12 protein-coding genes are annotated in these 14,392 nt (G+C 64.3%); 6 read left to right on the forward strand and 6 right to left on the reverse strand.

The genetic code is table 11. The annotated features are described in order from the left end of the window. Nucleotides 1-50 precede the first annotated feature (50 nt). A complete protein-coding gene (locus AC0L3E_RS01615) occupies nucleotides 51-836 on the reverse strand; it encodes an SDR family NAD(P)-dependent oxidoreductase (protein WP_473604074.1) in 786 nt (261 codons plus the stop codon). Nucleotides 837-934: 98 nt separating this feature from the next. On the opposite strand from AC0L3E_RS01615, the gene uxuA reads away from it, so the two are divergent. The 4 genes from uxuA (at nucleotide 935) to AC0L3E_RS01635 (ending at nucleotide 6,156) form a co-directional block, all read left to right on the forward strand. Continuing rightward, nucleotides 935-2,119 (forward strand): mannonate dehydratase, encoded by a 1,185-nt coding sequence (gene uxuA / locus AC0L3E_RS01620; protein ID WP_473604075.1) that lies wholly within the window; start codon nucleotides 935-937, stop codon nucleotides 2,117-2,119. Between the two features lie 316 nt (nucleotides 2,120-2,435). Beyond that, nucleotides 2,436-3,455: an isopenicillin N synthase family dioxygenase gene (locus AC0L3E_RS01625; RefSeq protein WP_292335973.1), complete on the forward strand. Its 1,020-nt coding sequence runs from the start codon at nucleotides 2,436-2,438 to the stop codon at nucleotides 3,453-3,455. Between the two features lie 334 nt (nucleotides 3,456-3,789). Next, a complete protein-coding gene (locus AC0L3E_RS01630; protein ID WP_473604076.1) occupies nucleotides 3,790-5,112 on the forward strand; it encodes an LLM class flavin-dependent oxidoreductase in 1,323 nt (440 codons plus the stop codon). A 24-nt stretch (nucleotides 5,113-5,136) separates the two neighbouring features. Further along, nucleotides 5,137-6,156: an NADP-dependent oxidoreductase gene (locus AC0L3E_RS01635; protein WP_473604077.1), complete on the forward strand. Its 1,020-nt coding sequence runs from the start codon at nucleotides 5,137-5,139 to the stop codon at nucleotides 6,154-6,156. 70 nt (nucleotides 6,157-6,226) lie between these two features. Here the strand turns inward: AC0L3E_RS01635 and AC0L3E_RS01640 are convergent, their stop codons facing one another. From AC0L3E_RS01640 to AC0L3E_RS01660, 5 genes are read right to left on the reverse strand one after another with little or no spacing between them, the layout of a single operon-like run. After that, the gene (locus AC0L3E_RS01640) at nucleotides 6,227-7,543 is read right to left on the reverse strand and encodes an aspartate aminotransferase family protein (protein WP_473604078.1); all 1,317 of its coding nucleotides are present in this window, start codon (nucleotides 7,541-7,543) and stop codon (nucleotides 6,227-6,229) included. Then, a complete protein-coding gene (locus tag AC0L3E_RS01645; protein WP_473604079.1) occupies nucleotides 7,540-8,307 on the reverse strand; it encodes an N-formylglutamate amidohydrolase in 768 nt (255 codons plus the stop codon). The genes AC0L3E_RS01640 and AC0L3E_RS01645 overlap by 4 nt, the downstream gene beginning before the upstream one ends. Beyond that, a complete protein-coding gene (locus AC0L3E_RS01650; RefSeq protein ID WP_473604080.1) occupies nucleotides 8,307-9,629 on the reverse strand; it encodes a type I glutamate--ammonia ligase in 1,323 nt (440 codons plus the stop codon). Before AC0L3E_RS01650 ends, AC0L3E_RS01645 begins: the two co-directional genes overlap by 1 nt. Further along, complete coding sequence (locus AC0L3E_RS01655; RefSeq protein ID WP_127267229.1) at nucleotides 9,626-10,273, reverse strand: cysteine hydrolase family protein; 648 nt, start codon at nucleotides 10,271-10,273, stop codon at nucleotides 9,626-9,628. The genes AC0L3E_RS01650 and AC0L3E_RS01655 overlap by 4 nt, the downstream gene beginning before the upstream one ends. Continuing rightward, complete coding sequence (locus AC0L3E_RS01660; protein ID WP_256746093.1) at nucleotides 10,270-11,208, reverse strand: MurR/RpiR family transcriptional regulator; 939 nt, start codon at nucleotides 11,206-11,208, stop codon at nucleotides 10,270-10,272. The genes AC0L3E_RS01655 and AC0L3E_RS01660 overlap by 4 nt, the downstream gene beginning before the upstream one ends. Nucleotides 11,209-11,353: 145 nt before the next feature. Here AC0L3E_RS01660 and AC0L3E_RS01665 point away from each other — a divergent pair, with 145 nt between their 5' ends. Next, on the forward strand, nucleotides 11,354-12,520 hold the full coding sequence (locus tag AC0L3E_RS01665; RefSeq protein ID WP_128287488.1) for an NAD(P)/FAD-dependent oxidoreductase: 1,167 nt from the start codon (nucleotides 11,354-11,356) through the stop codon (nucleotides 12,518-12,520). Nucleotides 12,521-12,534: 14 nt separating this feature from the next. Then, the gene (locus AC0L3E_RS01670) at nucleotides 12,535-14,376 is read left to right on the forward strand and encodes a branched-chain amino acid ABC transporter ATP-binding protein/permease (RefSeq protein WP_473604082.1); all 1,842 of its coding nucleotides are present in this window, start codon (nucleotides 12,535-12,537) and stop codon (nucleotides 14,374-14,376) included. Nucleotides 14,377-14,392: the final 16 nt, after the last annotated feature.

Consider the following 14,392-nt stretch of genomic DNA (forward strand, 5'->3'; position numbering starts at 1 on the left):
TGTCGGATGCTGGCTGCTCCCGGTGACGGACAAGCCCCAATCTTCGCAATCTACTTCACGCCGATGCCGGCGGTCAGGCCGCCATCGATCTTGTAGTCCGCGCCAGTGCAGAAGCCGGCCTTCGACGAACACAGGAAAGCGATGAGTTCGGCCACTTCCTCCGGCTCGCCGATGCGTCCGATGGGGTGCGCTTCGCCGAAGCGCTTGTAGGCGGCCTCGACATCGGCATCCGTGCCGTTCTGCCCGCGGGCGGCCTTCTCCAGGATTGGGGTGCGGATCGAGCCCGGGCTGACGGAATTGACGCGGATGCCGGAGCGCGCATGGTCGAGGGCCAGGGCACGCGTCAGCGTGTGGATGGCGCCCTTGGTGGTGGCATAGGCGGCGACGTTTTGCTGGCAGGCAAAGCCCTGCACCGAAGCGACGTTGACGATGGCGCCGCCGCCCATGCGGACCATTTCCGGGATGCCGAAATGTGCGGTCAGATAGATGGACCCGACATTGACCGACATCGCCCTGTTCCAGGTCTCGAAATCGGTGCTGGTCGCGGTTCCGTACGGATGCACCGCCGCCGAATTGACGATGATATCGAGGCCGCCGAACCGCTCCACGCCGGCCGCGACCGCGTCGCGAACCTGATCGGGCACGGAGACGTCGGCGTCTATGACCAGCGCCCCGGCTGCGGAGCTTTCCAGTTCCGCTTTCAGCGCAGCATTGGCCGCGCGGTCGATGCCGCAGGCGACGATCGCAGCACCCCCTGCAGCGAGGCGTCTGGCGGTTGCGAGGCCAATCCCGGTCGTGCCCGTCACCAAAGCCACCTTGCCGTCGAAATCCTTCATTGGGAAAACTCCTTCATTCGCTGTCCGAAACCGTTCCTAGTTTGACACCCATTGTGGTCCAACAATAGGTTGCCATCCTCTCGCAGAAGGAAGCGGCTATGGAACAGTGCTGGCGCTGGTATGGACCGAACGACCCGGTAACGCTCGATCATGTCAGGCAGGCCGGTGCGACCGGCGTGGTGAGCGCCTTGCACGATATCTATGACGGGCGCGCCTGGCCGCTCGAGAGCATTCTGGAGCGCAAGCGTGTCATCGAGGCCGCCGGCCTGACATGGTCGGTGGTCGAGAGCATTCCGGTCCACAATTCCTTCAAGATCGGCGCGCCGGAACGCGAGCGCTATGCCGGCTACTATCGTGACTCAATTCGCGCGCTCGCCAAGGCCGGCATTGCGACGGTCTGCTACAATTTCATGCCGGTGGTCGACTGGACGCGCACGGATCTCGCCTATCGGCTGCCAACGACAGGTTATGCGTTGCGTTTCGACGCGATCGATTTCGCAGCCTACGATTTGTTTGTGCTGAAGCGCGTCAATGCCGAGGCCGGCTATACCCCCGCCCGCATTGCCGAGGCGGAAGCGCGGCTGAAGGAATTGAGCAGCGAAGCGATCGACAGGATCGAGCGCAACCTGATCGCCGGCCTGCCTGCGACCGAGCGCAGCTATGACAGGGACAGTTTTCGCGAGGCCCTGGCGGACTATGATGCGATCGGACCGAAGGAGCTGCGCGACAACCTTGCCTGGTTCCTGCGCGAGATCATTCCGGTGGCCGAAGAGGAGGGGGTGCGCATGTGCATCCATCCCGACGACCCGCCCTTCTCGCTCTATGGCCTGCCGCGCATCGTTTCGACCGCCGAGGATGCGCGTTTCATCCTCAACGCCGTCGACAGCCCCGCCAACGGCCTGACGTTCTGCACCGGCTCCTATGGCACGCGCGCCGACAACGACATCGTCGCCATGGTCAAGGAGTTCGCCGACCGCATCCATTTCGCCCATCTGCGCAACATCACCATCGAGGATGACGGCTCGTTCTACGAGGCCGAGCATCTCGAGGGCGGCACGGACATGGCGCATGTTATCCTGGCTTTGATGCAGGAAGAGGCGCGCCGCCGTCGGGAAGGCCGCGCCGATTGGCGCATTCCGATGCGGCCCGACCATGGCCATCTGCTCGCCGACGACATCGGCAAGACCAGGCTCAATCCCGGCTATTCGCTGATCGGCCGGCTGAAAGGCCTCGCCGAGCTGCGTGGCATCATGCGCGCCATCGAGCGGTTCGAGCTGGCTTGAATGCCCTCCGGCCGGTCGGCTGGCGGATTTACAGGCGATCACGCGCGGTTGCGCTTCCACTGTGACTTATACGATGTCGCACTGGAAAGTGCGGCCTACGAGAGGCATGGCGGGTAAAGCACGTGTCGGGAAATTATTTGCCGGCAGTTCACAATATGCAGCGCTGACGTTCTTCCATTCGGGCCAGATTGGACTTCTTGTTGCTTTGATCGGCACGCCTTGCGTGTCACTTTGAGATGCATTCATTCTCGAAGCTCTTGCCGGTGGTCGCTTCTACTTCTCCTAAGCCAAGGCAGAGAAAAGAAGGAACCTGACCATGCCTAGAATTGTGCCGGTGCTCGATCTGAGCCGTCTCGAACAAGGTGCCTCCGAATATCGTACCTTTCTCCTGGACCTGCGCACGGCGGCTCGAGACGTCGGCTTCTTCTATCTCAGCGGCCACGGAATTTCGGCCTCGGAGATCGACGACGTGCTCGATGCCTCGCGCCGGTTCTTCGCGCTGCCTCAGGCCGACAAGCTGGCGATCGAAATGGTCAAATCCCAGCAGTTCCGCGGCTACACCCGCGCCGGTGGCGAACTGACCAAGGGCGCGGCCGATTGGCGTGAGCAACTCGACATCGGCGTCGAGCGCCAGCCCATAGCGCAGGGACCTGGAATTGCACCGTGGACAAGGTTGCAAGGACCCAACCAATGGCCGTCGGCATTGCCGGAGCTCAAGCCGGCACTGCTTGCATGGCAGGCCAAGGCGACCGCGGTGGCGATTCGGCTGTTGAAAGCCTTCGCGCTATCGCTCGATCAGCCCGAGGACGCCTTCGACGCGATCTACCGGGACTCGCCCAACCATCGCATGAAGATCGTCCGTTATCCCGGCCGTGACGCGACCGAAGGCGACCAGGGCGTCGGCGCGCACAAGGATGGCGGCTTCCTGACCCTGCTGCTGCAGGACGACAACAAGGGGCTGCAGGTCGAATATGACGGAAGCTGGGTGAATGTGGATCCGCTGCCCGGAACGCTGGTCGTCAACATCGGCGAACTGCTCGAACTCGCATCGAATGGATATCTGCGGGCCACCGTGCACCGAGTCGTGACGCCGCTTGCCGGCGTCGAACGGATTTCCGTTCCCTTCTTCTTCAGCGCGCGGCTCGATGCGACCATCCCGCTTCTCGGCCTTTCCGAGGAACTGGCGGCGCAGGCGCGCGGACCGGCAAGCGATCCCGACAACCCGTTGTTCCGCGACGTCGGAATCAATGTGCTCAAAAGCCGGCTGCGTTCCCATCCCGACGTGGCACGCCGCCACTATGCCGATCTTCTGGAGACTGGAACGGTGGGTTCGTGACGGTCGCCTGGCACGAATTTTTGCCGTTTGGCATGTTTTTTGGAATGCCATTCGTCGCCAAGGCTTGGAAATAAGCTCAAAAAGGTAAAATCGTTCGGCGGTTTCCTCCCATTTCGCCGAACGGTGTTCCCCTCTGAAGGTTTTGACCTTCTTTTTGGCCGGGCCGTATTCGAGCCCGGCCTTTTTTTGTCCTGGGGTATCAGGCGCAAAACTGAAATGCTGCAAAAGCCCGGCGCAGCGGAACAGAATACCTTCCCGAGTTGGGCTGACCGTCCGATCCTGAGAAGGATTCGAGCACTGTGCTCGACTGTATCGATCGGCCGGAACATCTTTCATGACACGAAAACAACTGCGCCTCGGCGCCTTCATGCGCCCCGTCAGCCTGCACACCGGCGCCTGGCGCTATCCGGGCGCCTATGCCGACGCCAATTTCAATTTCGCGCATCTGAAGCGCTTCGCCCAGACCCTGGAAGCGGCGAAGTTCGACGCCTTCTTCATGGCCGACCATCTGGCCGTTCTGAACATGCCGATCGAGGCGTTGCGGCGCAGCCACACGGTCACCTCGTTCGAGCCGTTCACGCTGCTGTCGGCGCTCGCCGCCGTCACTGACCATATCGGGCTGGTCGCCACCGCATCGACGACGTTCGATGCGCCCTATCATGTTGCTCGCCGCTTCGCCTCGCTGGACCATATCAGCGGTGGACGCGCCGGCTGGAACATCGTCACCACGTCCAACCTTGACGCGGCGCTGAACTTCGGCCGCGACGAGCATGTCGAGCATGATGAGCGCTACCGGCGGGCGCGGGAATTCTACGATGTCGTCACCGGCCTGTGGGACAGCTTTGCCGACGATGCCTTCATCCGCGACGCCGAAAGCGGGTTCTATTTCGATCCGGCCAGGCTGCATGTGCTCGACCACAAGGGCGAACATCTCTCGGTGCGTGGGCCGCTCAACATCGCCCGGCCAATCCAGGGTTGGCCGGTCGTCGTCCAGGCCGGCGCGTCGGAGGCAGGACGCCAACTGGCGGCGGAGACAGCGGAGGTCATTTTCGCCGCCCATGCGGATATCGCGGCGGGACAGCGTTTCTTTGCCGACGTCAAAGGCCGTGCGGAGAAACTCGGCCGCTCGCGTGACGACATCAAGATCCTGCCTGGCGCCTTTGTCGTTGTCGGCGACAGCGTCGAGGACGCGCAGGCCAGGCGGGCGAAGCTCGACAGCCTCGTCTACTACGAGAGCGGCATCGCCTCGCTGTCGATCGCGATCGGACACGATGCGTCCGGATTTGACCCGGACGCGCCCTTGCCCGAAATCCCCGAGACCAATGCGAGCAGGAGTGGCCGCGAGCGCGTCATCGAACTGGCACGCGAGGAGAACCTGACCGTCAGGCAGCTTGCGCAAAGGCTGGGCGGCTATTCCGGCCTTGCTTTTGTCGGCACGCCTGAAACAATCGCCGACGAGATGGAGGAATGGCTGGTTGCCGAGGGCTCTGACGGGTTCAACATCATGTTTCCCTACCTGCCGGCAGGGCTGGATGATTTTGCCGAGAAAGTGGTGCCGGAATTGCAACGGCGAGGCATCTTCAGGCGGCAATATGAGGGGTCGACACTGCGCGAGAATCTCGGCCTGAAGCGGCCCTCCAACCGGTTTTTCGAATAGAACGCCCTTCGCGGAGAGGTCTCCATGTCAATCCAGTCCAACACCCGCATCGTGCTCGCGGCGCGACCGCAAGGCCGGCCGAAGCCGGATGATTTTCGCATCGAGACGGTTGACCTTGACCAGCCGGGAGAGGGCGAACTGCTGTTGCAGATCCTTTATCTGTCGCTCGATCCCTATATGCGCGGTCGTATGAACGCCACCAAGTCCTATGCCAGGCCGGTCGATGTCGACGGTGTAATGGAGGGCGGCACCGTCGCGCGCGTGATGATGTCTCGCCATCCGGAATTTGCTGAAGGCGACATCGTCCTGTCCCACTCCGGATGGCAGAGTTTCGCCCTGTCCGACGGTGTCGGGCTGCGCAAGCTCGATCCCGCGGCTGCACCCATAACAACCGCGCTCGGCGTGCTCGGCATGCCGGGCTTCACGGCCTATGCCGGTCTGCTCACCATCGGGCAGCCGAAGCCTGGCGAGACGGTCGTCGTCGCGGCCGCCAGCGGTGCGGTCGGGTCGGCCGTCGGCCAGATCGCGCGCATCAAGGGGGCGCGTGCCGTCGGCATCGCCGGCGGTGCCGATAAATGTGCTTTCGTGCGAGACGAGCTGGGCTTTGACGCGGTCGTCGATCACCGGGCCGACGATTTTGCAGAGCAGTTGAAGGCAGCTTGCCCCGGCGGCATCGACATCTATTTCGAGAATGTCGGCGGTCCTGTCTGGGACGCGGTGTTTCCGCTGCTGAACGAATTTGCGCGTGTGCCGGTCTGCGGGCTGATCGCGCAGTACAACGTCATCGCGGATGCCGGCACCGACCGGTTGCCGACATTGATGCAGCAAGTGCTGCACCGCAGCCTGACGATAAGGGGTTTTATCCAGCGCGAATTTGTCGACCAGCGCCCGGCCTTCTATCGCGAGATGGCCGACTGGATAGCATCCGGCCGGGTTCGATACAGGGAAGATATCGTGGATGGCATCGAAAATGCGCCTCAGGCCTTTCTCGGCCTTCTCGAAGGCAGGAATTTCGGCAAGCTGATCGTGCGTATCGCGGAATAATTGTTGCACAACGATGAGCCGGGGCTGCCGAGACAATCGCTGTCGCAGCCCGGCGCGGCGCCTTTTTTGTTCACCACATCATGAAGGAGGCGACGTCCGCATCCGAGACCTTGCCGGCATTCACGTCAGCGATTGCCTGGTCGACGATCGCGACGCCCTCGGTCATCTCGTCTTCCGTCAGCGTCAGCGGTGGCATGAACTCCAGCACATTGGCCTTCAACCCGACATAGGTGAAGGCTGCACCCAACTCATAGCCGCGATAGATGATCTTGGCCGTGGTCGCCGCCGCAACCGGCTCACGTGTCGTGCGGTCCTTGACCAGGTCGACGCCGATGGCAAGCCCGCGCCCGCGCACGTCGCCGATGATCTCGTGTCTGTCGCCAAGCGCCCGCAATGCGTCGGAAAACAGCATGCCGATCCGCGCCGAGCGCTCGACCAGGCCGTCCGTCTCGATCGTCTTCAGCACCGCGTTGCCGGCCGATGTCGCCACCGGATTGCCCGCGGTTGTCTGCAGCGCGAAGGCCGGCGCATGGTCCATGATCCCCTTAGGGCCGATCACGGCCGACAACGGCAAGCCACCGCCGATGCCTTTGCCGAAGACGACGAGGTCCGGCGTCAGTCCTTCATGCTGGAAGCAGTGCATCATGCCGCTGCGGGCGAGCCCGACCTTGACCTCGTCAACGACAATCTTGATGCCGTGCTTGCGGCAACGCTGCTGCAATGCCTTGAGAAAGCCGGGCGGCGGCACGATCAGTCCGCCATCCGACATCAACGGCTCGATGAACACCGCCGCGACCTGATGCGGCGGGCAGGTGGTCTCGAACTGGTAGTCGAGCAGGGCCAGCACGTCCTCGCTGCTGAAATTCGGTCGGAACGGATCGGGATAGGGCAGCAGAAGCACGCCCGGCCGGGGCAGCGTGTGGGTCATGGCGGTATGGCCGCTGATGCCCATCGAGCCGGAGAGATTGCCGTGATAGGAACCGATGAACGAGATGAAGCGCGAGCGGCCGGTGGCTGCCTGCAGCACGCGCACCGCGCAGTCGTTGGCATCCGACCCGGAATGGCCGAACCAGACGCGCCGTTCGCCTTCTCCGGGCGTAATCGCCAGCAGCCGCTCCGCCAGCGATACGGCGGGCTCGTTCGGGTAGAGCAGCAAGCTGGCGCCCGCCATGTCGCGGATCGACGTCTCGACCGCTTCGACGATTGCCGGATGGCCGTAGCCGAGCACCGCCGGACCGGCCGATCCCGACAGGTCGAGCAAGGAGCGGCCGCCTTCCTCGATCAGCCGGTTGCCCCGGCCGCCGATGACGCTGAGCGGGGAGAAACGCAGCTTGCCGATCTGGGCGATGGTCGCGGCATCACGTTCGCGCAGGCTGAGATTGCTCACGACACGGATTCCGTTTCGAGCGCCGGCAGTGCCGCCGCCAGCCGGTCCGCCCATTCCTCGATGCCGGACCGTGTCGACAAAAGGTCCTGCCGGATCTCGACGAGGACGGCGGGGATGCCGCGATCATCGCCATGAATGGGCACGGCGTAATCGGCGTCGCGGCTGATCACATAGGGCACGTTGGCCGCGACATTGAGCCCGACGTCGGTGCGCAGGCCCGAAAGGATCGTTTCTGCGAGATCTCTTGCTTGGTCGTGCAGCACGCCGGCATGCCAGGGTCTGCTGACACCGAGGAAGACCGGCGTGAAGGAATGGATCGTCACGATCCGCGTCTGCCGGCCTGCTTGCGCCCGGTGGTCAAGATACGCGGTCACCCGGTCATGAAACGGCGAAAAGATGATCTCGGCGCGCCGGATCCGCTCCGCCGAATCGATGCCGACATTGCCGGGAATGTCGGTGTCTTCCGACAGCACCGGAATGCTGCCTGGCGTGCCCAGTGGCCGGTTGAGGTCGATCAGCAGCCGCGAGTAACCGCTGAGGAAGGCCGGTGCATCGAGCTTCGACGACAGCAGGCGGGTCACTTCGGCGGCGCCGATATCCCAGGCGATGTGGCGCTGCAGATGGCTGGCATCGAGGCCGAGCTGTCGATACTCGGCCGGCATGTGGTTGGACGCATGCTCGCACAACAGCACGATATCGGAGCGGCCGTGCTCGTTGAGGACCTCGACGGCCTCGGGCCAATCTTTTCCGGCCTGCGCGGTCATCAATAGAGCGTCCGATAGAGATCGCAGATGGAGGCCGGATCGAGACCGGCAAGACGCTCGGCTTCATGTCGCTTGAGGCCGACGAAGGTTTCGATGAAGACAGGCGCGAACCATCCCGTCACGATGCCGTCGGCCAGCAACGCGTCCAGTGCCGCCGGCAGGGTTTCGGGCAGGCGCACCAGACCGAGACTCGCCCGCTCAGCCTCGCTCATCAGTGTCGGGTCGCCGGTGACCAAAGGCGGCGACGGCAGGCCCGCCTTCAGCCCTTCCAGCCCGGCGCGGATGATCGCCGCCAGCGACAGATAGGGATTGCCGGTGGCGTCAGCGGCCCGGTATTCGATGTTGTATTGCCGCGCCGGATCGCGTCCGCCGATCGTCACAGTCGGGCAGATGCGCAGCGACGCCTCGCGGTCGCGGTCGGCGAGCCAGGTATAGGACGAACTCCAGCTGTGCGGCTTCAGCCGGTAGAAGGACGACACGCTCGACGCCGTCATCGCGGTCATTCCAGGCAGATGGCGCAGCACGCCGGCACAGAAGGCGCCGGCTTTGGCGGAAAGACCTCCGGGCTGCGTTGGATCGTATGTCACCGGCTTGCCGGCCTCGTCGACGAAGCTGAAATGGATGTGGACGCCGTTGCCGACGGCAGTTGGCGCGGTTTTGGGCGCGAAGCTCGCACGCCAGCCGGCATTGCGCGCCAATTCGCGCGTGATTTCGCGGATGGCGACGGCGCGGTCCGCCGCCGTCAGCGCGTCCGCCGGCTCGTGCGTCACCTCGAACTGCTCGTCGCCGAATTCGGCGATGACCACCTCGGGAGCGACTCCGGCTTCCTCGAGCGCCGCCATCAGGTTGGGCGCGAAGGGGTCCGTGCGGCGCAATGCGGCGAAAGACATCGAATGCGCCGGCGCGAAGCCACCGTCGGCGACATTGAACTCATGCTCGAAGGCGGCGATGACCGACAGGCCGGTTGCGGCTTTCAAATCGGCCAGCGCCTCTTTCAGCATCGTGCGGGTGCAGCCGAGCCATGGGCTGCCATCGAGCTCGACGATGTCGCCGGCGACCATGTCGAACGGCGTCGCCGATCCGGTACGTGTCGTGCGAAAGCGCGCCTTGAGATCGGGGATCAGCCGCAGGTCGCCCGACGAGCCCCAGGGGTTGGGATCGACGATCGAGTTGAACGGCGTCAGCGACAGATTGGCCTGCAGCCAACCGACGCCGGTCGTGGCGGTCTTCTGCAACTTGCTTTCGGCAACGAAGCGGCCCCGCGTGACGGCGGAGAGATCCGTGGTGACGACGGCAACCAGAGGCTCGACAGTCGATGTCATGCCGGTTTTCCCAAAGCGTTGAAGCGGCCGACGACCGTGTCGGTATCGGCCACCCAGCAGTAGCCGCCGAAGGCCTTGAGCGCGATGTCGTGGCGTTCCTGCGTAATGGTGGCGCAGGCATCCGATACGCAGGTGACAAGATAGCCGCGGTCGGCGCCGTCGCGCACCGTCATGTCGACGCATTGATCGGTCAGCACGCCGACCACGACGAGATAGCGGATGCCGAGATTCTTGAGGAGATAGTCGACATTGGTCGAATTGAAGATGCCCGACGACGTCTTCGGCAGCATGATCTCGTCGCCAACCGGCGCCAGCGCCGGCACCGGCAGACCCTCCGGGAGGCTGGGCGCGACATGGATCGGCGTCAGCTTGTGGTCGAGCGAGCGGTCACGGCCGTCTTCGGTCAGGCTCTGGATGATGGTGTGCAGCACCTCGACGCCATTGGCCCGCGCAGCGGCCAGCAGGCGCTCCTGGTTGGGGATCGTCTGTGACGATGTCTGCCGGTAGAAATAATGATCCGGCCCACGCTCCGGATGCGACGGATCTGCGCCCGGCTCCAGCCAGATGCGCTGCATGTCGACGAGCAGCAGGGCCGTTTCGCCGGCACGGAAGGCTTCGTCTCGTTTGGGTAGGGCCTGGGTCATGCTTTGTCGTCCTGCTTTGCTGATTTAGGTCCCGGCGTCTTGCGGGGTCCGGGTATCTTGCGCGCGCCGTTCTCTTGCGGGTCGCTGTCGAGTGTCACGGCATTGGCATGTCGCACCCTTTCGAGCCGCTCAATGCGGGCGCGCGCGTCGTCGCCCAGCGTCGAAACGATATGGGCGACCAGCGCCTCCATCTGGGCGATCGCCGGCGCCAGCGTGTCATAGGGCGAGGCGACTTCGAGCGGGCTGACGATGGTGACTTCGGCGAGGTCTGATATCGGCGACAGCCATTGGTCGGTGAACAGGACGATGCGCACATCGAGCGCCGCCGCTTGGCTCGCATAGGCCATGACGTCGAGCTGGTAGCGGCGGTAGTCGAACACGACGAGCACGTCGCGCCGGTCGAGGTCGGCGAGCGTGTCGAAAGTCTGTGGAGAAAGCACGCCGAGATCGCGAACCCCGGAGCGAAACTGCACGAGATAGCCGGCCAGCATGCCGGCGATGTGACGGCTGAACCGGCCGCCGACCATCACAACCTCGCCCTTGACCTCCATCAGCAGGCGGGCCGCCCGCTCGTATGTCTGGATGGGTGTCGCGGCGGTGGCTTTCTGCAAGGCCGTGGTGACGCTGTCGAGATAGGCCAGCACGGCGCTGTCGTTGGAGCCGCTCTGCCGCTTGGCCTCCATCATCAGCAGCGGCGAGTGCAGTCTTGCCTCGACTTCGGCCAGAAGCTTCGCCTGGAAATCCGGAAACCCTTCATAGCCGAGCTTGACGACCAGTCTCACCACGGTCGGATCGCTGACGCCAGCGCGCCGGGCGAGCGATGAGGCGGTGCCGAGGCCGGAGGTCGGATAGTCCGTCAACAGCAGTCGGACGATCTTCTCTTCCGACGGCGTCAGCGCAAGATCCCCGCGCATCAGAACATCGCGTATCGCCATGGGCCTCCCCGAAATCCGTGTTCTCTTGTTTTGTCGAGTTTATTACAGAGATTTAAATCTTGGTCAACAATGAAGAGATGTTGACATTGCGTGATCGCTGGCCCTACCTTGTCGGAAAGCAGCCAAGAGACTGTGGGGAACAGCCATGCGAAACGGAAGCGACGTCATCGTCGTCGGTGCCGGCATTGTCGGATCGAGCGCCGCCTATCATCTGGCCAAGGCCGGTGTGAAGGTCACATTGGTCGAGCAGACCCATCCCGCCGGCGGCCCGTCGGGCAAATCGTCGGCGCTGCTGCACGCCTTCTACCTGATGCCGGAATTGTCGCAGCTTTCCATACGTGGCCGCGAGATCCTGGTGTCGCTGCCGGAAATCGCGGGCGAAGGCTCTTTCGTCACCGAAATCGGCATGATGTGGGTCTGCGGCAACGACAACAAGGTGAGTTGGACGGCGGCGGCCGAACGCATCCGCGGCGAGGGCGCGCGCATCGAGACATTGTCGCCGCAGGCCTTTGCCGACGCGGCACCCGGCTTTGCCCTGGACAATGTCGCAATGGCGCTGTGGGAGCCGGAATATGGCTACGCCGATGCCTTCGGCGCCACCAACGCCATCGCCCGTGCCGCCCGCGCCAACGGTGCCAGGATCATGCAGAACACGCTGGTCGAGAGCCTTCAACGGCAGGGCGACCGCATCACCGGCGTCACCTTGACCGATGGAACGGTGCTGGAAGCCGGTACCGTCGTCTTGGCCGCCGGGCCGTGGACGCGCCGCCTGCTGGCGACGGTCGGCCTCGATCTGCCGCTGCATGTCGAGCGCCATCCGATGGCCGTCCTCGACGCAGCCGGCAAGGCAAGGCAGGTCATGCCTTTCGCCTGGTGCGACGACATTTCCTGCAACTATGCACGGCCTGACAATGACGGCGTCATCCTGGCCGGCACCTGGGCTGGTGGCGGCACCGGCCTGCGCCACGAACATGCGGGCCGCCCGCGTTTGGTCGAAAATCCTGATGATTACATGGAAGGTGTCGAGGAGCAGGAATCGGTCGAGATTCTGGAGACCTTCGCTGGCAGAGTCCCTGCCATGGCCGAGCTTGGCATCCGGCCCGGCTATGCCGGACTCTACGACATGAGCCCCGACGATCTGCCGGTCATCGGCGCCATGCCTGACGTCGAAGGGCTGGTCGTTTCGGCGGGATCCTCCGGCCACGGCTTCAAGACCGGGCCGGCAGTCGGCGAGGCGGTGGCCAGGCTGGTCACCGAAGGCGCGCAACCTATCCTGGCGCCGTTTTCACCCGATCGCTTCAGGGCCGCGTAATGGCGTCGGTGACGATGAGCGAGAGCAAGCCCAGTGGCTTCATGCCGGCCGCGTTTTGCAACGCCACTGCCGATGCCCTGTGCATGGTCGCGGTGCTGCTGCTGGTGGCGCTTGCCGCCTTCATCTTTGGCAGCGCCGCCATGCAACGTGTGGTCACCTATGCCGCGATCATGCTGACGGCGGTGCTCGGCCTGCAGATATTCTCTGGCAACAGCGGCATCGTCTCGTTCGGTCAGGCCGCCTTTGTCGGCCTTGGCGCCTACGCCACCGGCATCCTCACCATGCCGACCGCATTGCAGCGAACGGCGCTGCGCGACCTGCCGCAATTCCTCGCCGGCCATCAACTCTCCTTCCTCGCGGCGCTGGCCGTCGTCCTGGCTCTGGCGGTCATCGTCGGCCTGTTGACCGGCACGCCGCTGCTTAGGCTTTCCGGATCGAGCGCTTCGATCGCAACGCTTGCCATGCTGATCATCGTCTACACGCTGCTGGTCGCAGGGCGCGAGATCACGCGCGGCAGTCAGCCATTCTATGGCGTGCCGCGCGAGGTCGGGCTGTGGACGGCTGCCGCTGTCGCGTCGATGGCGCTGGTGGCGGCGAGGCTGTTTCGCGAAACCTCCTTCGGCCTTGCCGCCCGCGCCGCCGCCAATGACGAGCGCGGTGCCGCCGCCGTCGGCGTCGACCAGCGCACGGCACGTCTGGCCGCCTGGGTGGCGGGTGTCGTCGCCGCCATGGCTGCCGGCGCCATGATGGCGCAGTTTCTGGGTGCGTTCTCGCCACGTGATTTCTACTTCGACCTCGGCTTCACCATGCTCGCCATGCTGATCGTCGGCGGAATGACCTCGTCGCTCGGCGCTTTCGCCGGCGTCACCGTCACCATCGTCCTGATCGAAGTGGTGCGCCGCTTCGAAGGCGGCGGCGAAGTGCTCGGCCTGCATCTGCCTGTCCTGTTCGGTCTGACCCAGGGCGTGCTCGCCATCGCCATGATCCTGGTCATCTGGCGGCGCCCGACCGGTCTGTTCGGCGAGCGTGAACTGAACCTGCTGCGCCGACCCGGACGCCAGGCCGTGATGGCTTCAACGGCGCCACCGCAGCATGTCGCGAGTGACCGCATCACCGCCGACCACCTGTCGCGCCGCTATGCCGGCGTCGTCGCAGTCGACGACGTCAGCCTGAATTTCGAGACCGACAGCATCACCGGCATCATCGGCCCCAACGGCGCCGGCAAGACGACGCTGCTCAACATGCTGGCCGGTGATATCAAGCCAAGTGCCGGCACCGTGTCGGTGGGTGGCGTGGTCCGGCAGGCTTCGGCCTTCCGCTTCGCCCGCTCCGGCGTTGCCCGCACCTTCCAGAACATCCGCGTTTTCCCGCACATGACCGTGCTGGAGAATGTCGTCGTCGCCGCACGCCAGGTGGAAGCTGATCTTGGCCACGCCGAGGCGGCGGCCATGGGTGAGCTCGCACGCATGGGACTGGAGAGATTCGCCGATCAGCCGGCTGCCAGGCTTGCCTACGGCCAGCGCCGCCGGCTGGAAGTGGCACGTGCCCTGGCGTTGAAGCCCCGCTTCCTGCTGCTCGACGAGCCGGCCGCCGGCATGAACGCCGTCGAGACCGCCGAACTGGTTTCGATCCTATCGACGGTCCGCACCGAGCGCCGCATCGGCGTCGTGCTTATCGAGCATGACATGCGGCTGGTGATGAACCTGTGCGAGCGCATCGTCGTCATCGATCATGGCCGCGTCATCGCCGACGGCACGCCCGGCGATGTCCAGAAGAACCCTGCCGTGATCGCCGCCTATCTCGGCAGCCGCACGGCGCGCGCCAAGACCGAAACGCCTGAAAACCAGACCGCATGACCCGCAACGACGACCA

The sequence above is a fragment of the Mesorhizobium sp. WSM4822 genome (assembly GCF_055811155.1).